The 19,153-nt window shown below is 67.4% G+C and carries 22 protein-coding genes; 12 read left to right on the forward strand and 10 right to left on the reverse strand.

What is annotated here, in order from left to right; all coding sequences use genetic code 11:
• From flgJ to flgB, 9 genes are all read right to left on the reverse strand, one after another.
• A partial coding sequence (flgJ, locus tag QTN24_RS24125) for a flagellar assembly peptidoglycan hydrolase FlgJ (protein WP_313840139.1) occupies positions 1 to 1,053 on the reverse strand: 1,053 nt, incomplete at its 3' end.
• The gene (locus QTN24_RS24130) at positions 1,053 to 2,249 is read right to left on the reverse strand and encodes a flagellar basal body P-ring protein FlgI (protein WP_124685992.1); all 1,197 of its coding nucleotides are present in this window, start codon (positions 2,247 to 2,249) and stop codon (positions 1,053 to 1,055) included. The genes QTN24_RS24130 and flgJ, both read right to left, overlap by 1 nt.
• A gap of 7 nt (positions 2,250 to 2,256) precedes the next feature.
• Positions 2,257 to 2,961 carry a flagellar basal body L-ring protein FlgH gene (gene flgH, locus QTN24_RS24135; protein ID WP_124685991.1) on the reverse strand — a complete coding sequence of 235 codons (705 nt, stop codon included), beginning with the start codon at positions 2,959 to 2,961 and terminating at the stop codon, positions 2,257 to 2,259.
• Positions 2,962 to 2,969: 8 nt separating this feature from the next.
• Entirely contained in the window at positions 2,970 to 3,755 is a 786-nt protein-coding gene (gene flgG / locus QTN24_RS24140; protein WP_124685990.1) for a flagellar basal-body rod protein FlgG, read from the reverse strand.
• A 55-nt stretch (positions 3,756 to 3,810) separates the two neighbouring features.
• Positions 3,811 to 4,554, reverse strand: coding sequence for a flagellar basal-body rod protein FlgF (flgF, locus tag QTN24_RS24145; RefSeq protein ID WP_313840140.1), 744 nt, complete (start codon positions 4,552 to 4,554; stop codon positions 3,811 to 3,813).
• A 28-nt stretch (positions 4,555 to 4,582) separates the two neighbouring features.
• Positions 4,583 to 5,827: a flagellar hook protein FlgE gene (flgE, locus tag QTN24_RS24150; protein ID WP_124685988.1), complete on the reverse strand. Its 1,245-nt coding sequence runs from the start codon at positions 5,825 to 5,827 to the stop codon at positions 4,583 to 4,585.
• Between the two features lie 102 nt (positions 5,828 to 5,929).
• Positions 5,930 to 6,598: a flagellar hook assembly protein FlgD gene (flgD, locus tag QTN24_RS24155; protein WP_124685987.1), complete on the reverse strand. Its 669-nt coding sequence runs from the start codon at positions 6,596 to 6,598 to the stop codon at positions 5,930 to 5,932.
• Positions 6,599 to 6,644: 46 nt separating this feature from the next.
• Positions 6,645 to 7,052 carry a flagellar basal body rod protein FlgC gene (gene flgC / locus QTN24_RS24160; protein WP_124685986.1) on the reverse strand — a complete coding sequence of 136 codons (408 nt, stop codon included), beginning with the start codon at positions 7,050 to 7,052 and terminating at the stop codon, positions 6,645 to 6,647.
• Between the two features lie 17 nt (positions 7,053 to 7,069).
• A complete protein-coding gene (gene flgB / locus QTN24_RS24165; protein ID WP_124686744.1) occupies positions 7,070 to 7,486 on the reverse strand; it encodes a flagellar basal body rod protein FlgB in 417 nt (138 codons plus the stop codon).
• 232 nt (positions 7,487 to 7,718) lie between these two features.
• Here flgB and flgA point away from each other — a divergent pair, with 232 nt between their 5' ends.
• The 8 genes from flgA (at position 7,719) to QTN24_RS24205 (ending at position 15,004) form a co-directional block, all read left to right on the forward strand.
• Positions 7,719 to 8,474, forward strand: coding sequence for a flagellar basal body P-ring formation chaperone FlgA (flgA, locus tag QTN24_RS24170; protein ID WP_313840141.1), 756 nt, complete (start codon positions 7,719 to 7,721; stop codon positions 8,472 to 8,474).
• Between the two features lie 242 nt (positions 8,475 to 8,716).
• Positions 8,717 to 9,034 carry a flagellar biosynthesis anti-sigma factor FlgM gene (flgM, locus tag QTN24_RS24175; RefSeq protein ID WP_313840142.1) on the forward strand — a complete coding sequence of 106 codons (318 nt, stop codon included), beginning with the start codon at positions 8,717 to 8,719 and terminating at the stop codon, positions 9,032 to 9,034.
• 7 nt (positions 9,035 to 9,041) lie between these two features.
• Positions 9,042 to 9,506 (forward strand): flagellar protein FlgN, encoded by a 465-nt coding sequence (locus QTN24_RS24180; RefSeq protein ID WP_124685983.1) that lies wholly within the window; start codon positions 9,042 to 9,044, stop codon positions 9,504 to 9,506.
• A 182-nt stretch (positions 9,507 to 9,688) separates the two neighbouring features.
• Positions 9,689 to 9,859, forward strand: coding sequence for a hypothetical protein (locus QTN24_RS24185; protein WP_172966160.1), 171 nt, complete (start codon positions 9,689 to 9,691; stop codon positions 9,857 to 9,859).
• 147 nt (positions 9,860 to 10,006) lie between these two features.
• Entirely contained in the window at positions 10,007 to 11,035 is a 1,029-nt protein-coding gene (locus tag QTN24_RS24190; RefSeq protein ID WP_124685982.1) for an FUSC family protein, read from the forward strand.
• A gap of 34 nt (positions 11,036 to 11,069) precedes the next feature.
• Complete coding sequence (locus QTN24_RS24195; RefSeq protein WP_124685981.1) at positions 11,070 to 11,969, forward strand: YihY/virulence factor BrkB family protein; 900 nt, start codon at positions 11,070 to 11,072, stop codon at positions 11,967 to 11,969.
• Positions 11,970 to 12,289: 320 nt separating this feature from the next.
• On the forward strand, positions 12,290 to 14,533 hold the full coding sequence (locus QTN24_RS24200; protein WP_124685980.1) for an NADP-dependent isocitrate dehydrogenase: 2,244 nt from the start codon (positions 12,290 to 12,292) through the stop codon (positions 14,531 to 14,533).
• Between the two features lie 162 nt (positions 14,534 to 14,695).
• The gene (locus QTN24_RS24205) at positions 14,696 to 15,004 is read left to right on the forward strand and encodes a DUF1272 domain-containing protein (RefSeq protein WP_124685979.1); all 309 of its coding nucleotides are present in this window, start codon (positions 14,696 to 14,698) and stop codon (positions 15,002 to 15,004) included.
• Positions 15,005 to 15,013: 9 nt separating this feature from the next.
• Here QTN24_RS24205 and QTN24_RS24210 read toward each other — a convergent pair whose 3' ends face one another.
• Positions 15,014 to 15,430 carry a rubredoxin gene (locus tag QTN24_RS24210; protein ID WP_313840143.1) on the reverse strand — a complete coding sequence of 139 codons (417 nt, stop codon included), beginning with the start codon at positions 15,428 to 15,430 and terminating at the stop codon, positions 15,014 to 15,016.
• 214 nt (positions 15,431 to 15,644) lie between these two features.
• Between QTN24_RS24210 and QTN24_RS24215 the strand changes: the two genes are divergently transcribed.
• The 4 genes from QTN24_RS24215 to QTN24_RS24230 are packed head-to-tail and all read left to right on the forward strand — an operon-like array spanning position 15,645 to position 19,060.
• Positions 15,645 to 16,916: a flavin-dependent oxidoreductase gene (locus tag QTN24_RS24215; RefSeq protein WP_313840144.1), complete on the forward strand. Its 1,272-nt coding sequence runs from the start codon at positions 15,645 to 15,647 to the stop codon at positions 16,914 to 16,916.
• 16 nt (positions 16,917 to 16,932) lie between these two features.
• Entirely contained in the window at positions 16,933 to 18,078 is a 1,146-nt protein-coding gene (locus QTN24_RS24220) for an ABC transporter substrate-binding protein (RefSeq protein ID WP_313840145.1), read from the forward strand.
• On the forward strand, positions 18,075 to 18,560 hold the full coding sequence (locus QTN24_RS24225) for a DUF3237 domain-containing protein (protein WP_124685975.1): 486 nt from the start codon (positions 18,075 to 18,077) through the stop codon (positions 18,558 to 18,560). The genes QTN24_RS24220 and QTN24_RS24225 overlap by 4 nt, the downstream gene beginning before the upstream one ends.
• Positions 18,561 to 18,562: 2 nt before the next feature.
• Entirely contained in the window at positions 18,563 to 19,060 is a 498-nt protein-coding gene (locus QTN24_RS24230; RefSeq protein WP_313840146.1) for a MarR family transcriptional regulator, read from the forward strand.
• The last annotated feature ends 93 nt before the right edge of the window (positions 19,061 to 19,153 follow it).

Genomic DNA, 19,153 nt, shown 5'->3' on the forward strand with positions numbered 1-19,153 from the left:
CGCCATCCTGGACGTGGCCGCGTCCGCGCCGGCGCTGGCCGTGCTCGACGTCGCCAGGCAGAAGAACAAGGTGGTGGCCGGATCGGTGGCATACCCGGCCCGCTGCAGGCCGTGGGCCGCTTCCTCGGCGTTGGCGGCGCTCACCACGCCGGCGTAGCGCGGGTTGTTGCTGATCAGCCTGGCGTAGTCGTGGCACGCTTCCTCGTACGACCCGTAGGCGCGGAATTTCGCGCGCACCTTCTGCGGCTGGCCGTCGACGTATTCGGTCGTCAGGATCTCGGTGGTCGGGCCCTTCCAGTTGGCGCCGGCCTTGATGCCGAACACGTTGAAGCTGCTGGTGCCATCGGCATTGCGGATCTCGCGGCGGCCCCAGCCCGATTCCAGCGCGGCCTGGCCGACGATCAGCTTGGCCGGCACGCCGGAGGCGCGCGAGGCCGCCATGGCCGGCTCGGCCAGGCGGTTGACGAAGTTGCTGATGTGTTCGGGCGAATCGTCCGGCAACTGGCCCAGTTGCGTCTGGCCGTTGCCCTGCCAGTCGGCCTGGCTCTGGTACTGGCGCAGGCCGGCGGTGGGATTCCATGCCGCGCCGGGCAGCGTGGTGCCCACGGGCGGCGGGCCGTCGGCGTCGGTGGCGCCGCGGCTGTCCAGCAGCTGGGCCAGCTGGGCGTCGCGCGCGCTGGCGCCGGTGATGCCGCCCGCGCCGCCCATCGTCGGCGGCAGTTGCGTGCCGGTGGCACGCGCAAGCTGGCGGATCATCACGTCGGCAAGCCCGATGCCGCGCGACGACAACTGCTGCGACAACTGCTGGTCCATCATCGACATGTAGAGCTTGGTCTGCTCGTTGTCGAACAGGCCATCGGACGGCGTGGCGTCGCGCATGCTCTTGAGCACCATCTGCGTGAACACCGCCTCGAACTGCTTGGCGGCGGCCTGCAGCGTGTTCGAATTGTTGCCAGCGCGGGCCTGGCTCTTGAGCGCCTCGAACCCCTGCGTATCCAGGGCGAAGCGCTGCGAGACGTCGGCCTGCGCGCCCAGCGTGTTGCCCGCCGCCATCAGATGATCTCCAGTTCGGCGCGCAGCGCGCCAGCGGCCCGCATGGCTTCCAGGATGGTCTGCAGGTCGGCCGGCGTGGCGCCCAGCGCGTTCAGGCCCTTGACCACGGCCGCCAGCGACGCGCCCGCCTTGACGATCTGCAGCGAGCCACCGTCGCGCTTCAGGTCGATCTGCGACACCGGCGCCACCACGGTCTGGCCCTGGCTGAACGGCGCCGGCTGGCTGATCACCGGCTGGGTGTTGATGACCACCGACAGGTTGCCGTGCGCGATGGCGCAGTCTTCCACCGTCACCGCCTGGTTCATCACGATGGAACCGGTGCGGGCGTTCAGGATGACCTTGGCCGCGGCGCGCGCCGGCGTGACGTCAAGATTCTCGATGCGGGCCATGAAGCCCACGCGCGCGGCCGGGGTCTGCGGCGTGCGCACCTGCACCACGCGGCCGTCCATGGCGGCGGCGGTGCCGGGGCCAAGGTTGCGGTTGATCGCGTCGACCACGCGTTCGGCGGTGCCGAAGTCGGTGTCCTTGAGTTCGAGGTTCATGAAGCCGCCGTCCGGCTGGAACGACGGCACGGCACGTTCGACGATCGCGCCATTGGCGATGCGCCCGACGGCCAGCTGGTTGATCTGGACCTTGCTGCCGTTGGCCGACGCCCCGGCGCCGCCCACCAGCATGTTGCCCTGCGCGATGGCGTACACGTTGCCGTCGGCGCCCTTGAGCGGCGTCATCAGCAGCGTGCCGCCGCGCAGGCTCTTGGCGTTACCCATCGACGACACCACCACGTCGAGCTGGCTGCCCGGCTGGGCGTAGGCCGGCAGCGTGGCGGTGACCATCACGGCCGCCACGTTCTTGAGCTGCATGTTCTTGCCGGCCGGCAGCGTGATGCCAAGCTGCGACAGCATGTTGCTCAAGCTCTGCGTGGTGAACGGCGTCTGCATCGTCTGGTCGCCGGTGTTGTCCAGCCCCACGACCAGGCCGTAGCCAACCAGCGGGTTGTCGCGCACGCCCTGGAACGTGGCCAGGTTCTTCAGGCGCTCCGCGTGCGCGGCGCCCGCGCCCAGCAGCAGCAGCAGGACCAGGCAGAGCACACGCAGCACGCTGGCAGAAGAGACCGCGCGGCCTGAGCGGGAATGTCGGCCGGGCGGGGTGCCAAAAAACGAGCCTGGCTTGTGGAGAGGCATCGGAGGCAGAAACATGGCGGGATCAGAACGGTAAGACATTGAGGAAGAAGCGCTGCAGCCAGCCCATGTTCTGCGCCTCGTCGATGTACCCCTTGGCGGTGTACTCGATGCGCGCATCCGCCACCTGCGTGGACGGCACGGCGTTGTCGCCGGTAATCGTGCGGGGATTGACCACCCCGGAGAAGCGGATGAATTCCGCGCCCTGGTTGATGGCCATCTGCTTCTCTCCGGACACCACGAGGTTGCCGTTGGGCAGCACTTCGAGCACCGTGACCGTGATCGTGCCGTTGAAGGTGTTGGCGGCGCTGGCGCCCCCGCCGGCCTTCAGCGAATTGGATCCGTTGGCGTCGGCGTTCTGGCTCGTGCCGAACAGGCCGCCCAGGGCACGCGGCACCGCGTTGAACGCCAGCGTGGTGCTGCCGGTGCGGTTGGCGTTGGTGGCGGAATTCTTGCTGGCGTTGACGTTCTCGCTGATCACGATCGTGAGGATGTCGCCAACGTTACGCGGCCGCCGATCCTCGAACAGCGGGTTGCCCGCGTACGAGGATGCGTAGATGGAACCCGTGGCAGGGCCCATCGCGCGCGGCTCGGCGCGTGCGGTGGTGGGCATCTGCACCAGCGGCTCCTTGGGCATCATCGCGCAGCCGCCACTGGCCAGCGCGGCCAGGCCGACGATGGCGTACGTGACGATTGCACCGATGCGATACTGCGTGGCGGCCATGATCATTCCCGTTCTTAACCCATTTGGCTCAGGCGCTGGAGCATCTGGTCCGACGTCTGCACCGCCTTGCTGTTGATCTCGTACGCGCGCTGCGTCTGGATCATGCTGACCAGTTCCTCCACCACGTTGACGTTGGACGCCTCGACGTAGTTGTTCTGCAGCGTGCCCGCGCCGTTCAGGCCCGGCACCGTGGTGTTCGGCGCGCCCGAGGCGTCGGTCTGCACGTACAGGTTCTCGCCCAGGCTTTCCAGGCCGGCCGGGTTCGGGAACGTGGCAAGCTGGATCTGGCCCACGGTGGCCGCGTTGGTCGAGCCCGGCTGCATCACCGTCACCGTGCCGTCACGGGCAACGTTCACCGACGTGTAGTTGGCCGGCAGCGTGATGGCCGGGTTCAGCACGAAGCCGCTGGACGTCACCAGCTGGCCGTTCGGGTCCACCTGGAACGAGCCGTCGCGCGTGTACGACGTGGTGCCGTCGGGCATCGTCACCTGGAAGAAGCCCTGGCCGATGATGGCCACGTCGCGCGAGTTGCCGGTCTGCGTGGGGTTGCCCTGCGTGTGGATCCGTTCCGTGGCCACGGGGCGCACGCCGGTACCAAGCTGCATGCCCGACGGCAGCACGGTCTGGTCCGACGACAGCGCGCCGGGCTGGCGGATCGTCTGGTACATCAGTTCCTCGAACACCGCGCGGCTGCGCTTGAAGCCCGTGGTCGACACGTTGGCCAGGTTGTTCGAAATCACGTCCATCTGCGTCTGCTGCGCATCGAGGCCGGTCTTGGCGATCCAGAGGGAGCGAATCATGGAGTTGTCCTGGTTCGGAAGTTCGTTGTGCGTGCGATCGGTACCGCGCGCGTCATCAGTTGTTCGACAGCAGCGCGTTGGCCCGCTGGTCGTTGGAGTCCGCGCCCGAGATCATCTTCATCTGCATCTCGAAGCGGCGGGCGTTGGCGATCATGTCCACCATGGCCTCGACCGGGTTGACGTTGCTGCCCTCGATCGCGCCGGAAATCACGCGCACGTTAGGGTCCTGCTGGAGCGCGTCCACGCCGGGGCGCAGCCGGAAGTAGCCGTCGTCGCCACGGGCCAGCCCTTCGGGCGGCGGCGTGACCACGCGCAGCTTGCCCACCTGGGCCAGGCCGTTGGCGGCCTCGCCCGGGCCGCGCGCCACCACGCTGCCGTCCGTGCCGATCGACACGGTGGAGCCCGGCGGCACCGCGATGGGGCCGCCGTCGCCCAGCACCGGACGCCCGGACGACGTCTGGAGCTGGCCGTCGGCCGACACCTGCAGCGCGCCGGCGCGGGTGTAGGCCTCGGAGCCGTCGGGCATCTGCACCGCCAGCCAGCCGTTGCCCTGCAGCGCCACGTCGAGGTCGCGGCCGGTGTAGGTCAGCGGTCCGGCCTTCATGTCGGCGCCGGGCGTGGACGCGAGCGTGAACGCGCGCGTCTGCGTCTCCTGGCCCTGCACCGGCACGGCGCGGTACAGGTTCACCTGCGCCTTGAACGCCGGCGTGGAGGCGTTGGCCAGGTTGTTCGATACCGCGGCCTGCTGGTCGAGTATCTGCTTGGCGCCCGACAGGGCGGTGTAGATCATGCGGTCCATGGCGGAGGTTTCCGGCTAGTCGCGGCGGTCAGATGTTCACCAGGGTCTGCAGGACGGTGTCCTGCGCCTTGATGGTCTGCGCGTTGGCCTGGTAGTTGCGCTGCGCGACGATCAGGTTCACAAGCTGGCCGGACAGGTCGACGTTCGACTCTTCCACGGCGTTGGACTTCAGCGTACCCATCGCGCCGCCGGCCACGCCCAGCAGTTCCTGGCCCGACGCACCGGTGGCGGACCACACGTTGTCGCCTTCGGGCTTCAGGCCCTCGACGTTGCCGAACGACGCCATCGCAATCTGGCCCAGCGACATGGTCTGCTCGTTCGAGTACGAACCCAGGATCGTGCCGTCTTCCTGCACCGAGAAGCCCACCAGCGCGCCCGACGTGTAGCCGTTCTGCACGATCTTCTTCGGGTCGTTGTCGGCGCCGAACTGCGTGGTGCCGGTCAGGTTGAGCTGGGCGGTCAGCGCGGCGGCACCGTTCGATGCCGGCAGCGTGATGTTGGGCATGGCGCCGGCAGCCGGGGCACGCAGCTTGCCGTCGGCGTCGAACGACATCGTCACGGTCTGCAGCACGTTGCCTGCGGAATCGGTCACGTTCATCGACCAGTCATTGCCGCCGAACGCGTTGGTCGGGGCCGGGGCAACCGGCGGGCCGGCCACGACCGAGCGGCCGAAGTAAGCGGTCAGCTGCTGCTTGTTGCCCAGCGAGTCGTACACGGTCATGGCCGTGCTGTAGCTGAACATCGTCGAATCGGGCTTGGCGGCCGGCGTGCTGGCGAACGCGCTGGTCGGCACGGCGCTGCGCGAATCGAGCTGGAACTGGGCGTCGATGTTGGTGGTGGCCTTCGGCGGCATCTGCGCGTTGCTGATGGTGATCGGCTGCGGTGCCACGCCACCGGCGGTGGCGCCAGCGGGGTAGCCCGTCACCTGCAGGCCGGTGGCGTTCACCAGGCGGCCGTCGTCCAGGCGGTTGAGCTGGCCGTTGCGCGAGTAGAAGACCTGGCCGTCGGGGTTGGTCAGCCGGAAGAAGCCGTTGCCGTTGCTGATGGCCACGTCCAGGTAGCGGCCCGACGTCGAGATGTTGCCGTTCGTGAACGACTGCACCACGGCGTTCACGCGCGTGCCCAGGCCGATCTTGGAACCGGCGTACACGTCCGCGAACTGCGCGGTGGATTGCTTGAAGCCAACCGTGTTGGCGTTGGCGATGTTGTTACCGATCACGTCCAGGTTGGACGCCGCGGCGTTGAGGCCGCTTACCCCTTGACCAAAACCCATGATGTTTCCCCTAAGTAGGCTGTCGTTCGTGAAATGCCCGCGCGTATGCCCGGACCGGGTGATGCGTTAGTGTTGGATGTATTCGCTGCTGCGGTGGGCGGATCAGGAGATGCGGCGCACGTCGTCGACGTTGGCCTTCTTGCCGTCGCCCAGTTCCACCAGCACGCCGCTGCTGTCGCCGCTGATGGACTGCACCTTGCCGTAGACCAGCGAGATCGGCTTGATGTCCTTGCCGTCGGCCGTGGCGGCCACCTTGAAGCTGTATTCGCCGTCGGGCACCGCGCCGCCCTGGTCGTTCTTGCCGTCCCAGGCGATGTCGTGCACGCCGGCGGTCTGGCCCTTCATGTCGATCGTGCGTACCACGTTGCCGCTCTTGTCCAGCACCTGCACGGTCACGCTGTCGGCCGTCGACGGCACGTCCACGCCGATCTTGCCGGCCACGCCGCCATCCACGGTCACGGCCGATCCCGGCACCATGACGGTCTTGCCGATCAGTGCGGCGGAATCCATCGCGCGGCTGGCAGCGGTCTGCGTCAGCAACTGCGTCATGGTCTCGTTCATGGTCTGCAGGCCGCTCACGGTGCTGATCTGCGCGAGCTGCGAGGTGAGCTGCGCGTTGTCCATCGGGTTGAGCGGATCCTGGTTGTTCATCTGCGTGACCAGCATCGTCAGGAAGTTGCTCTGCAGGTCGGCCGCGTTGGCGCTGCCGCTTTGCAGGGCCTGGTTCACGGCGGCGTTGGAGGTGCTGCTGCCTACGTTCGAAGTTGCCATGGTGGTTCGGTGAATCCGGTAAGAGGTTGCGTTGGGGAGGCTGCCGTCACTGACCGATGGTCAGCGTCTTCAGCATCATGTTCTTGGCGGTGTTGAGCACCTCCACGTTGGCCTGGTACGAACGCGACGCGGAGATCATGTTGACCATCTCTTCCACCGGGTTCACGTTTGGCATCGTCACGTAGCCGTTGGCGTCGGCCAGCGGATGCGTGGGGTTGTGGATCATGCGCGGCGGCGCGGAGTCTTCCATCACGCCGGCCACCTGCACGCCGCCCACGTCGGTCTGGCCGGGCGTGGGCGCCATCTCGAAGATCACCTGCTTGGCGCGGTACGGCTGGCCGTTCGGCGCCACGGCGCTGTCGGCGTTGGCCAGGTTCGACGCCGTGACGTTCATGCGCTGCGACTGCGCGGCCATGGCCGATCCGGCCACGTCGAAAATGTTCATGCTGCCCATGTGTGCCTGCCCCCCGATCAGTTCTGGATCGCGGACAGCATCGTCCGGATCTTGCTGCTCATCACCGTCAGCCCGGCCTCGTAGTGCACCGTGTTGTCGGCAAACGCCACGCGCTCGGTGTCCATCTCGACCGTGTTGCCGTCGACGCTGGACTGCAGCGGAATGCGGTACTGCAGGTCGCGGTCGCTGTTGCTCATGGCGGGCGCCTGGGCCGGCAGGTGGCGGGCGGACGTGGTGGACAGCGACACGCCGTCGCGCTGCTGGTTGCCGCGCTCCACCGACTGGGCCAGCGTGCTGGCGAAATCGAAGTCGCGCGCCTTGTAGCCCGGCGTGTCCGCGTGGGCGATGTTCGAGGCAATCACCGATTGCCGCTGGGTCCGCAGGCTCAGTGCTTCCTGCTGGAAGCGGAACGCCGCATCGAGTCTGTCCATGATGTCTGCCTTTCCTGCAATGGCTTCATTTCGGGGAGAGAGCTGCCGTAGACCTTGGGTATACCTGTCGCACACCGCCGGCCGGGCTTCTTCAGGGTTGCCATCTTAGGGGCCGGGTTGTCACGCCAATCGTGCGAATAGGCAGGAGAAATCCGCGCATTTCCGGTTCGGTCTTCCGCGCGAGGCTGCCTACAATGGGCTCCACTGATTGACCGTCCTTGCTGGGATGCCCTCTATGACTCTCCACCGCCAGGCCGCCGCCTGGCTGGCGCTGGCCGGCATTGCGCTGACCGCGCCCGCCATGGCCGCGCCCGCCCAGGTCTCGCCGGTCGCGCCTCCGGGCGCGGCGCCGGTACAGGCCGCACAGAATCCGTTTGCCAACGACGATCCCGCGCGCGTGGCCGTCGAGCAGTTCCTGCTGCGCCAGTCCATGGGACTGCCCGGCAAGGTCAGCGTGCAGGTGGTGCCGCCGTCCGGCGGCCGCGCGCCCGAATGCGTGAATCCCGAGCCGTTCCTGCCCGCCGGCGCCGCGCCCTATGGCCGCGTCAACGTGGGCGTGCGGTGCGGCGGCGAGCGGCCCTGGACGCGCTACATGCAGGCCCGCGTGGCCGTGCTGACGAACTACTACGTGGCCGCCCGCGCCATGGCGCCGGGCGAGTCCATCACCGCGGCCGACCTGGAGCTGCGCCAGGGCGACCTGGGCCAGTTGCCGCGCGCCGTGGTGACGGATCCGTCGCAGGTGGACGGCTCGGTCGTCGCCAACCGCGTCGCGGCCGGATCGCCGATGCGCACGGACCTGATCAAGCGGCCCATCGCGGTCAAGTCCGGCCAGACCGTCAACGTGACCGTCGAGGGCGATTCGTTCCAGCTGAGCAGCGAAGGCAAGGTGCTGACCGACGCCGCCACCGGCAACCCGGTGCAGGTACGGCTGCGCAACGGCCAGGTCGTCAGCGGGCTGGTGCGCAGCGGCGACACCGTGGTGCTGCAGTAAATCGCTTCAAAAAGATGTGCGGACGGCACTTTCTGCGTCCGTATGGAAGTCGTGGAAGTTAGTCGTCACACGGGCTGGAATCCCTGCGGGGCAACAGTCGGGGTGGCCGTCACCGCTGCGCGGCAGGCCGTGCGAGAATGCCGGCTGCCCGTTTCGGGAAGTCGACCCGGATCCGCGCGATACGGCCTAAAGTTTCTGGCGCGCCGGTCGATAAACCAGACGAACCCAGCAAGGATTTCACCGTGAAGATCAACAACTCCACTCCGTCCCGGCCCGCCGACGCCACGGCCACCGAAGGCAACGCCCGCCAGGCAGCCAACGGCGCCTCGTTGACGGATCCTTCCGCCCTGACCGGCGTGCGTGTCAGCCCGCTGGCTGCCCAGGTTCGCGATATCGGTGCGCGCCTGCTGCAGGACAGCGACGGCGACATCGACGCCGCCAAGGTGGCGGAAGTCCGTCAGGCCATTGCGGAAGGCCGGATCAAGATCGATCCCAGCAAGATCGCCGATGGCCTGCTCGCGTCTCTGCACGAGCTGAGCCAGGGCGGCACCCAATCCTGAACCTGACATGAGCCAAGCAGCCCTGATCCAGTCCCTTTCGGTAGAAGCCAACGCCATTGCCGCTTTCGGCCGCGCCCTTGCGGAAGAACGCGACGCCATCCGGCGGCAGGATTTCCAGGCGCTGAGCGACCTGCTCAACACGAAGATGGAACTGGCCCAGGCGCTGACACGCGCCAGCGCCACGCGCGAGGCGCAGATGATTGCGCTGGGCCTGCGCGCCGGCGCCGGCGGCCTGCTGGTGGGCCGCCCGGTGGATCCGGCCGTGGCCGAGGCCTGGCGCAAGGTCGTGTTCTTCGCCCACAAGGCCAGGGACGCCAACACGCTCAACGGCGCCATCGTCAACGCCCATCTGGACTTCACCCAGGAAGCCATCCAGGTGCTGCGCCAGGGCGGCATGGTGCCCAACGAAATGTACGGCCGCGACGGCAAGGCCCAGGCCGCCGGCGGCGGCGTGAGCCTGGCGGCCGGCTGAGCGCCCCCCGCCCTGCCGGCTGGCGCGCGTGGCGCGTCAGAACCTGCCTACGACAGGCTCGGCGCGCGTCTGATCGCGCGCGGCAAACATCCTCCCTACATTGACATGTAGCCACCCGCCGTTGCCGGCAAGCACGGCGGAGTGACGTCCGGTAGTCAAAAACAATGTCCGGAGGTAACGCCATGTCATTCCTGCTCTATGTGATCGGACTCCTGGTGCTCGTGGGCGGTATCGCCTGGGGTCTTTCCGTCGCCGGCATCTCCCAGGTCTATATCGGCATCGCCTGCGTGATCGTGCTGGGCATCGGCATCATGTCGGCCGTGTCGCGCACGCGCACCAAAGATCCTTCCTGACGGCCGCGGCGTGCAGCAGCCGTGAGCCTCGAACCGACGCCGCCGGGCCTGGCCCGGCCACCGCTTCCGCCAAATGTAAACATTGCGGAACATGGGCCCCGCTCTATACACTCGAAGCGTTCAGATCTCCGCACGGTGATCGCCGCCATGATCGAGGCCCTGCGAAAAACAACCAGCGCGCTGTTCGACCCCGACCGACGATTCCGGCAGGCCCGCATCTTCCACGCCACGCGCGTGGCGCTGGCCCTGCTGGTGTCGATTGCGCTGACCACCGGCATCGACGTCCCGCACGGCGAATGGGCCACCATCACCGTGCTGGTCGTGATCGGCGGGCTGCAGCACCACGGCAACATCCGCCGGCGGGCGGCGGAGCGCGGCGCCGGCACCGTGATCGGCGCGCTGATCGGCCTGTTCCTGATCATCCAGGAAACCTACTTCGGCATTCCGATGCTGACGTGGGGGCTGATGGCCGTGATCTGCGGCTACTGCGCGTATCACGCGGTCGGCAAGGGCGGCTATATCGCGCTGCTGGCGGCCGTGACCGTGGTCATCACGGCCGGGCACGGCGAGCAGAATGTCTACGACGCGCTGTGGCGGACCGTGGACGTGCTGATCGGCACCGCCATCGCGCTGGTGTTCTCGTTCGCGTTCCCGGCGTATGCGTCGTATTCGTGGCGCTTCAAGCTGGCCGCGCTGCTGCGCGGCTGCGCGGCGGTGCACGCCAAGATCGAGCGCGGCGAGCGCGACGAGAAGGCGCGGCAGCAGGACATGATGAAGCTGTCCAACCTGCTGGTGCAGATGCGCAGCCTGATTCCCTCGGTCGCCAAGGAGACCAGCGTGCCCGCCGCCGACCTGGAGGAAGTGCAGCACAGCGCCCGCGTCAGCATCAGCGCGCTGGAAATGCTGGCCGCCATCGATCCCGACGCCAGCGAGGCGGACGGCAACGAGCGCTACATCCGCGACCTGCTGCTGGAGATGGCGGCGGCGCTGGAGGCCGCCGACATCGCGCTGGTACGCCAGCACGCCGCGCTGCCGACACCGCACCCCGACGACCCGACCATCGGCCAAAGCTCCCATGCATTCCTGACCCTGCAACTGTCCGCCGAACTGGCCCACCTGCACGATCACCTGTCGCGGATGGCCGCGCAAACCCGGTTCCCGTACAGCGCGCGGTGACGGGGCGCCGGGCCCGGGCCGCAAGCTTTCGAACATGCAACTTCTCGACGCCCGCCTGCGGCAGGTGCTCCAGCACCCGGCCCGCTTCCTGCTCGATGCGCTGGTCCACTTCCGCGCCAACCAGGGCCTGCTGCTGGCCGGCGCGGTGGCGTACTACGCGCTGCTGTCGATCGTGCCGCTGCTGATCCTGATGCTGATCGGGCTGTCCCATATCGCAGACCCCGTGGAGCTGCTGGAAACGCTGGAGCGCTACCTGGAATGGCTGCTGCCCGGGCAGTCCCACGCGCTGGTCACCGAACTGGCGCGCTTTCTGAACAATCGCGGCGTGATTGGCTGGGTGCTGGCCATCACGATGATCTTCTTCAGCTCGCTGGCGTTCACGGTGCTGGAAAACGCGATGTCGGTGATCTTCGTCCATCGCGTGGCCATCCGGCGGCGGCACTTCCTGGTGTCGGCCATCCTGCCCTACTGCTACATCCTTGTGCTCAGTGTCGGCCTGCTGATTGTGACCGTGGTGGCCGGCGGCCTGCAGACCATCGGCGAGCGGCACCTGGAGGTGCTGGGCCACGACTGGTCGCTCGACCGCCTGTCCGGCACGCTGCTCTACCTGCTGGGATTCATCGGCGAGATCCTGCTGCTGACGTCGATCTACTTGGTCATGCCGGTGGGCCGGCTGTCGGTGCGCCATGCGCTGGTCGGCGCGATCTTTGCGGCCGTGCTCTGGGAAATCTCGCGCCATGTGCTGGTCTGGTATTTCTCTACGCTGTCCCAGGTGGGGCGGGTCTATGGCTCGCTGACCACGGCCATCGTGGTGTTGCTGAGCCTGGAGATCGCCGCCACGCTGCTGCTGTTCGGCGCGCAGATCATTGCGGACTTCGAGCGCAGCGCCACGCCCGCCCCGGGCGCGCGCGACGCCGGCGCCTTCCACACCTGACGCCAACGCCTCAAAGTGCGTTTTTGCGCACTTCACATGCCGGGATACCCGAGCAACGCAGTCGAACTCTTCTATAAGACATAAGAATCGTCAATTTTGCATGCGCCAGAATCTATCCTAGATTGATGATTTTGAGCGCCGAAGACAGACATTGACACAACGTTGCGCAAACGGGCGTTGGATGCCGGTGTATGCAGCACACAAATTTCACATGAAGGATGGCCCCTCCGCCATGCAAAATCAGGCAAAATTCGAGTCTTGCCTCGGACCGCGACCCGGGCGGGGCATTTTCCAACCCCGAATTTGATGCGAGATCAGCGATGAGCAACCAGCAGCCCACCATCATCTACACCCTAACCGACGAAGCTCCGCTGCTGGCCACCAGTGCCTTCCTGCCCATCATCCGCACGTTCACCAAGCCCGCCGGCGTGAACGTGGTAACCAGCGACATCTCGGTGGCCGGCCGTATCCTGGGCGAATTCCCCGAATTCCTGACCGAAGAGCAGCGCGTGCCGGACAACCTGGCCGAACTGGGCAAGCTCACGCAGGATCCCGACACCAACATCATCAAGCTGCCGAACATCAGCGCGTCGGTGTTCCAGCTCGTCAGCGCGATCAAGGAACTGCAGTCGAAAGGCTATCGCATCCCCGACTACCCCGAAGATCCCAAGACCGACGAGGAAAAGGCCATCCAGAAGCGCTACTCCAAGTGCCTGGGCAGCGCCGTGAACCCGGTGCTGCGCGAAGGCAACTCGGACCGCCGCGCCCCGGCCGCAGTCAAGAACTACGCCCGCAAGCACCCGCACAGCATGGGCGAGTGGAGCATGGCGTCGCGCACGCACGTGGCCCACATGAAGCACGGCGACTTCTACCACGGCGAAAAGTCGATCACGCTCGAAAAGGGCCGTGAAGTCCGCATGGAGCTGGTGACCAAGAGCGGCAAGACCATCGTGCTCAAGCCGAAGGTGGCCCTGCAGGACGGCGAGATCATCGACAGCATGTTCATGAGCAAGAAGGCCCTGCTGGCCTTCTACGAGGAACAGATGGAAGACGCGCGCAAGACCGGCGTCATGCTGAGCCTGCACGTCAAGGCGACGATGATGAAGGTGTCGCACCCCATCGTGTTCGGCCACGCCGTCAAGGTCTTCTACAAGGACGCCTTCGCCAAGCACCAGAAGCTGTTCGACGAGCTGGGCGTGAACGTCAACAACGGCCTGGTGGACCTGTACACCAAGATCGAGGCGCTGCCCGAGTCGAAGAAGGAAGAAGTCATCCGCGACATGCACGCCTGCCACGAGCATCGCCCGGAACTGGCGATGGTGGACTCGGCCAAGGGCATCTCGAACCTGCATGCGCCGAACGACGTGATCGTCGACGCATCGATGCCGGCCATGATCCGTATCGGCGGCAAGATGTGGGGCGCCGACGGCCGCACCAAGGACACCAAGTGTCTGATCCCGGAATCGACGTTCGCCCGGATCTACCAGGAAATCATCAACTTCTGCAAGACCAACGGCGCGTTCGACCCGGTGACGATGGGCACGGTGCCGAACGTCGGCCTGATGGCGCAGAAGGCCGAGGAATACGGCTCGCACGACAAGACCTTCGAGATTCCCGAGGACGGCGAGGCCCGCATCGTCGACAACGCCACCGGCGAAGTGCTGACGGCGCTGACGCAGCAAGTCGAGCAGGGCGACATCTGGCGCATGTGCCAGGTCAAGGACGCACCGATCCGTGACTGGGTGAAGCTGGCCGTGACGCGCGCCCGCAACTCGGGCATGCCGGCCGTCTTCTGGCTTGATCCGTACCGTCCGCACGAGGCCGAGCTGATCAAGAAGGTGGAAACGTACCTGAAGGATCACGACACCAACGGCCTGGACATCCAGATCATGTCGCAGGTGCGCGCCATGCGCTACACGCTGGAGCGCGTGATCCGCGGCCTGGACACCATCTCGGTCACCGGCAACATCCTGCGCGACTACCTGACCGACCTGTTCCCGATCATGGAACTGGGCACCAGCGCCAAGATGCTGTCGATCGTCCCGCTGATGGCCGGCGGCGGCATGTACGAGACCGGCGCCGGCGGTTCGGCCCCGAAGCACGTGCAGCAACTGGTGGAAGAAAACCACCTGCGCTGGGACTCGCTGGGTGAATTCCTGGCCCTGGCCGTGTCGCTGGAAGAGCTGGGCATCAAGTCGGGCAATGCCCGCGCCAAGATCCTGGCCAAGACGCTGGACGCCGCCACCGGCAAGCTGCTGGACAACGCCAAGAGCCCGTCGCCGAAGACCGGCCAGCTCGACAACCGTGGCAGCCAGTTCTACCTGGCGATGTACTGGGCCCAGGAACTGGCCGCGCAGACCGACGACGCCGAACTGGCCAAGGCGTTTGCTCCGCTGGCCAAGACGCTGACCGAGAACGAGAAGACCATCATCGGCGAACTGGGCGACGTCCAGGGCAAGCCGGCCGACATCGGCGGCTACTACAAACCGGACGAGGCCAAGCTGTCGGCCGTGATGCGTCCGAGCAAGACGCTGAACGCCGCGCTGGAATCGGTAAAGGCGTAAGCCCGCACCGGCCACGCGCCGCAAGCGAAACGCCCCGGGGCAGCGATGCCCCGGGGCGTTTTTTCTTGGCCGAAAGCTGGCGTGCGCGAATGCACCTGCATGGCGTGCGGGACAGGTTGGCGGCTATGATGGCACGAACCATCACGACCCAAGGAGAACGCCGTGCTTGAGCTGCGCCCCACCTGCGAACACTGCAACGTCGCCCTGCCACCCGCATCCACGCAGGCGCGCATCTGCAGCTTCGAATGCACGTTCTGCGCGGACTGTGTCGATGGCGTGCTCGGCAACGTCTGCCCCAACTGCGGCGGCGGCTTTGCCCCGCGCCCGGTGCGTCCGGCCCGCGACTGGAAGAACGGCAATACCGTGGCCAAGTATCCACCGTCGGCCACCGTCAAGCACCGCCCGGTCGACGCGGCCGCGCATGCCGCATTCGCGGCGCGGGTAGCCGACGTCCCGCCGGCGGAGCGCTGAGCGCCGGCCTTAGAACGCCACCATCGCAAAGTCTTCCTTGCCGACGTCGCATTCGGGGCAACGCCAGTCGTCCGGAATATCTTCCCAGCGCGTGCCGGGCGCGATGCCGTCCTCGGGCAGGCCGGCCGCCTCGTCGTAGATCCAGCCGCAGATGATGCAGACCCACTGCCTGAAATCGTCGGCCGGGGGTGCGACAGGCGCCTGCGCCGCAGCGTCCTTCTTTGCGTGGATGACCGGCGGGCCTTCCAGGCTGAACACCAGCGGCGCGGCCGTGGGGTCACCCGGCTGGGCCAGATGCTGTTGCAGGCGCGCGAGCAGCGCCTGCGCCTCGTCGGTCGTCAGGTCCACCCAGTACGGATCGCCGGCGGCGTCGTTCAGGCGTTGCGGGGGAAACTGGATCTCGACGGAAGTGCCTTTCTTGTACATGCGGAGGGCGGGGCGAAGTGAAAACAAGCAGACCGCAGATGGGGCATGCGTGCGCAAATTCAAGGCGGGTGGCCGCCGCCACGTTGTCCACGACCCGCGCGCATCGTCGACGCCCCGCTGGCCGGCTGACCGCTCAGGGAAACCGCTAGCTGGCGGCGCGGCCGATTAGTTATACAGTAGAACAATCACAGAACACGGCGGTGCCAGGAGACTCATGAAGATCGCAATCGCCGGCGGTGGCATCGGCGGGCTGACGCTCGCGCTGCTCTGCCATCGCCACGGGCTCGACGTGGAGGTGTGGGAAGCGAGCGAATCGCTGCGCCCGCTCGGCGTCGGCATCAACCTGCTGCCCCATGCCGTGCGCGAACTCTGCGCGCTGGGGCTAGAGGCCGACCTGGCCCGCATCGGCATCCAGACATCGTCACTGTCCTACTACAACAAGTTCGGCCAGCGCATCTGGCACGAGCCCCGCGGCCGCGCGGCCGGCTACGACTGGCCGCAGTTCTCGGTCCATCGCGGCGAATTCCACATGCTGCTGTACGAGACCGCGCGGCAACGGCTTGGCGCCGACCGGCTGCACACGGGCCATGCGCTGGAGTCGATCGAACACACCGGCGGCCAGGGCGAGCCGGCGCGCTTCACGCTGCGCCGGCGCCATGACCAGGCGCTGGTCGCGGCCCAGGCCGACGTGCTGGTGGGCGCTGACGGCATTCACTCGGCCGTGCGCCGGCATTTCTATCCGACCGGCGACGCCCCGCGCTTCTCGCGCCGCCTGCTGTGGCGCGCCACCACCGACGCGGCGCCCTACCTCGACGGCCGCTCGATGTTCATGGCCGGCTTCCAGGACCAGAAGTTCGTGGCCTATCCGATCTCCGAGCCGCTGCGCGCGCAGGGCCGCTCGCGCATCAACTGGATCGCCGAGCTGAAGGTGCCCGACGACTACCCCGACACGCCGCCGCGCAGCGACTGGAACCGCCAGGTCGACAAGTCAGTCTTCCGCGATGCCTTTGCCGGCTGGCGCTGGGACTGGATCGACATCCCGGCGCTGATCGACGGCGCCGAAGCCATCTACGAGTTCCCGATGGTCGACAAGGACCCGCTGCCGCGCTGGACGTTCGGCCGCGTGACGCTGCTGGGCGACGCCGCACATCCGATGTACCCCATCGGCTCCAACGGCAGCGCGCAGGCCATCGTGGACGCGCGCTACCTGACCGACTGCCTGCTGGCCGAGCGCGACCCCGACTACGCGCTGCGCGAGTACGAGGCGGAACGCCTGCCGCGCACGGCCGGTATCGTGCTGCGCAACCGCATGAACGGCCCCGAGCAGGTGATGCAGCTGGCCGAGGAACGCGCGCCGCAGGGCTTCAGCGATATCGACACCGTGATTCCGCTGCGCGAACGCGAGGCGATTGCCCAGCGCTACAAGACACTGGCCGGCTTTGGGCAGCAGCAGTTGCAGGCCAGCCAGCCGCAGGCATCCAGATAACAAGGAAGACCAAAACATGCCCCAAATCCTGATCCCACGCGCCGCCATGGCGGCCGCCGCGCTGATGCTGCTGAGCGCCACGGCGCGGGCCGACGTGACCGTCGGCGTCAGCATCGCCTCCACCGGGCCGTCCGCGTCGCTGGGCATCCCGCAGAAGAACACCATGCCGTTCCTGCCGGAGACCATTGCGGGCGAGAAGATCCACTACATCGTCATGGACGATGGCTCGGACCCCACGCAGGGCACCAAGATCGCGCGGCGCTTTGTCACCGAGGACAAGGTCGACATCATCCTGGGCTCGTCGGCCGTGGCGCCGTCGATCGCCATCTCCGAAGTGGCCGACGAAAGCCAGACCGTGCAGCTGGCGTTCTCGCCGATCGAACTCAAGCCCGGCCGCGGCGCGTGGACGTACCGGCTGGCGCAGCCCGTGAAGCTGATGGCCGAGGCCGTGGCCGGCGCCGCCAAGGCCAACGGCGTGAAGACCGTGGCGTTCATCGGCTTTGCCGATGCCTACGGCGAAACCTGGCTCAAGGAATTCACCACCGCCGCGCAGGCCAACGGCATCAAGATCGTGGCCGCCGAGCGCTATGCGCGCTCCGACACCAGCGTCACGGCCCAGACGCTGAAGCTGATTGCCGCGCGCGCGGATGCCGTGCTGATTGCCGGCGCGGGCACGGGCGCGGCGCTGCCGCATACCACGCTGCGCGAGCGCGGCTATACGGGCCCGGTCTACCAGACCCACGGCGCCGCCACGCGCGACCTGATCCGCATCGGCGGCAAGGCCGTCAACGGCGCCATCCTGCCCGCCGGCCCGGTGATCGTGGCCGAGCAGCTTCCCGCCACCAGCGCCGCCAAGAAGCCGGGCATGGACTACGTGACCCGCTACGAGAAACAGTACGGCCCCGAGAGCCGCACGCAGTTCGGCGCGCATCCGTATGACGCGGGGCTGGTGCTGCAGCGGATCGTGCCGGTGGCGCTGAAGAAGGCCAAGCCGGGCACGCCGGAATTCCGCAAGGCGCTCAAGGACGCGCTGGAGTCCGAGCGCGACATCGTCGTGTCGCACGGCGTGCTGAACTACACGGCGCAGGACCACTTCGGCTTTGACCAGCGCGGGCGGGTGCTGCTGACCATCGACAACGGCAACTGGAAGCTCCTGAAATGAGCGCCGGCATCGCCCAGCCCACGCTGGAACACGTGGCCGACTTCGACCTGCAGGTGGCGCCGCCCACCGAGGTGGGCGTCACGCCGCTGGGCCAGCGCCGCGTGATCCCGATCCTGTCGGGCACGGTGCGCGGCCCGCGCCTGAACGGCCACATCCTGCCGGGCGGCGCGGACTTCCAGTTGATCCGGCACCCGGGCGGCGACGACGTGACCACGGCCGACATCGAGGCCCGGTATGTGCTGGAAACCGACGACGGCGCGCGCATCTACATCGTCAACGCCGGCGTGCGCAGCGGCAGCGCGGCGGTCATCGCCCGGCTCAACCGCGGCGAACAGGTGGACCCGGCCGAGATCTACTTCCGCACCGCGCCCCGCTTCGAGACCGCCGCGCCGCGCTATCGCTGGCTGATGCAGCACCTGTTCGTGGCCTCGGGCGCGCGCTACCCGGACCGGGTGGTGCTGCGCTACTTCATGGTCAGGTGAGCATGGCGCCGTCCCGCAAGCCACGCGAGGCGCTGGCGCCCGACCCCAACGGCGGGCACTTCGACCCCCATCTGCCCAATGTCGACTACGGGGTGCTCGATTCGCTGATCGGATACGCGATCCGCCGCGCGCAGATCCGCGTCTACGAGGACTTCGTGGCCGCGCTGGCCCCGTGGAACATCACGCCGCCCCGCTTCTCCGCGCTGCAGATCATCGCGCGCAACGCCAACCTGAAACTGACCGACCTGGCCACGATCCTGGGCATCGCCCGCTCCGGCGCGGTGCTGCTCGTCGACGCGCTGGAGGCAATGGGCCTGGTCGAGCGCGTGCCCTCCCCGACCGACCGGCGCGCGTTCGGCCTGGTGCTGACGGATGCGGGGCAAAAGACGCTGCGGGAGGTCACCGATGCGGTCTGCGCGCACGACGCCCGGATCGCGGGCGGCCTGTCGGCGGAGGAACAGCGGGTGTTGAAGGGATTGCTGGAGCGGCTGGGGCGGTAGGGGGTGTTCGACTGCGCTACTTCATTGCCGCCGGTTGTCTCCCCTCTCCCGCTTGCGGGAGAGGGGTCGGGGGTGAGGGCGTTGAGGTGCAAG

The organism is Cupriavidus sp. SZY C1, assembly GCF_032190535.1.
Lineage (GTDB): Bacteria > Pseudomonadota > Gammaproteobacteria > Burkholderiales > Burkholderiaceae > Cupriavidus > Cupriavidus pauculus_C.

Coding starts and splice junctions, on each gene's coding strand:
- QTN24_RS24130 (WP_124685992.1), bottom strand. CDS start 2,249: ATGTTTCTGCCTCCGATGCCTCTCCACAAGCCAGGCTCGTTTTTTGGC.
- flgH (WP_124685991.1), bottom strand. CDS start 2,961: ATGATCATGGCCGCCACGCAGTATCGCATCGGTGCAATCGTCACGTAC.
- flgG (WP_124685990.1), bottom strand. CDS start 3,755: ATGATTCGCTCCCTCTGGATCGCCAAGACCGGCCTCGATGCGCAGCAG.
- flgF (WP_313840140.1), bottom strand. CDS start 4,554: ATGGACCGCATGATCTACACCGCCCTGTCGGGCGCCAAGCAGATACTC.
- flgE (WP_124685988.1), bottom strand. CDS start 5,827: ATGGGTTTTGGTCAAGGGGTAAGCGGCCTCAACGCCGCGGCGTCCAAC.
- flgD (WP_124685987.1), bottom strand. CDS start 6,598: ATGGCAACTTCGAACGTAGGCAGCAGCACCTCCAACGCCGCCGTGAAC.
- flgC (WP_124685986.1), bottom strand. CDS start 7,052: ATGGGCAGCATGAACATTTTCGACGTGGCCGGATCGGCCATGGCCGCG.
- flgA (WP_313840141.1), top strand. CDS start 7,719: ATGACTCTCCACCGCCAGGCCGCCGCCTGGCTGGCGCTGGCCGGCATT.
- QTN24_RS24180 (WP_124685983.1), top strand. CDS start 9,042: ATGAGCCAAGCAGCCCTGATCCAGTCCCTTTCGGTAGAAGCCAACGCC.
- QTN24_RS24185 (WP_172966160.1), top strand. CDS start 9,689: ATGTCATTCCTGCTCTATGTGATCGGACTCCTGGTGCTCGTGGGCGGT.
- QTN24_RS24190 (WP_124685982.1), top strand. CDS start 10,007: ATGATCGAGGCCCTGCGAAAAACAACCAGCGCGCTGTTCGACCCCGAC.
- QTN24_RS24195 (WP_124685981.1), top strand. CDS start 11,070: ATGCAACTTCTCGACGCCCGCCTGCGGCAGGTGCTCCAGCACCCGGCC.
- QTN24_RS24200 (WP_124685980.1), top strand. CDS start 12,290: ATGAGCAACCAGCAGCCCACCATCATCTACACCCTAACCGACGAAGCT.
- QTN24_RS24210 (WP_313840143.1), bottom strand. CDS start 15,430: ATGTACAAGAAAGGCACTTCCGTCGAGATCCAGTTTCCCCCGCAACGC.
- QTN24_RS24215 (WP_313840144.1), top strand. CDS start 15,645: ATGAAGATCGCAATCGCCGGCGGTGGCATCGGCGGGCTGACGCTCGCG.
- QTN24_RS24220 (WP_313840145.1), top strand. CDS start 16,933: ATGCCCCAAATCCTGATCCCACGCGCCGCCATGGCGGCCGCCGCGCTG.
- QTN24_RS24225 (WP_124685975.1), top strand. CDS start 18,075: ATGAGCGCCGGCATCGCCCAGCCCACGCTGGAACACGTGGCCGACTTC.
- QTN24_RS24230 (WP_313840146.1), top strand. CDS start 18,563: ATGGCGCCGTCCCGCAAGCCACGCGAGGCGCTGGCGCCCGACCCCAAC.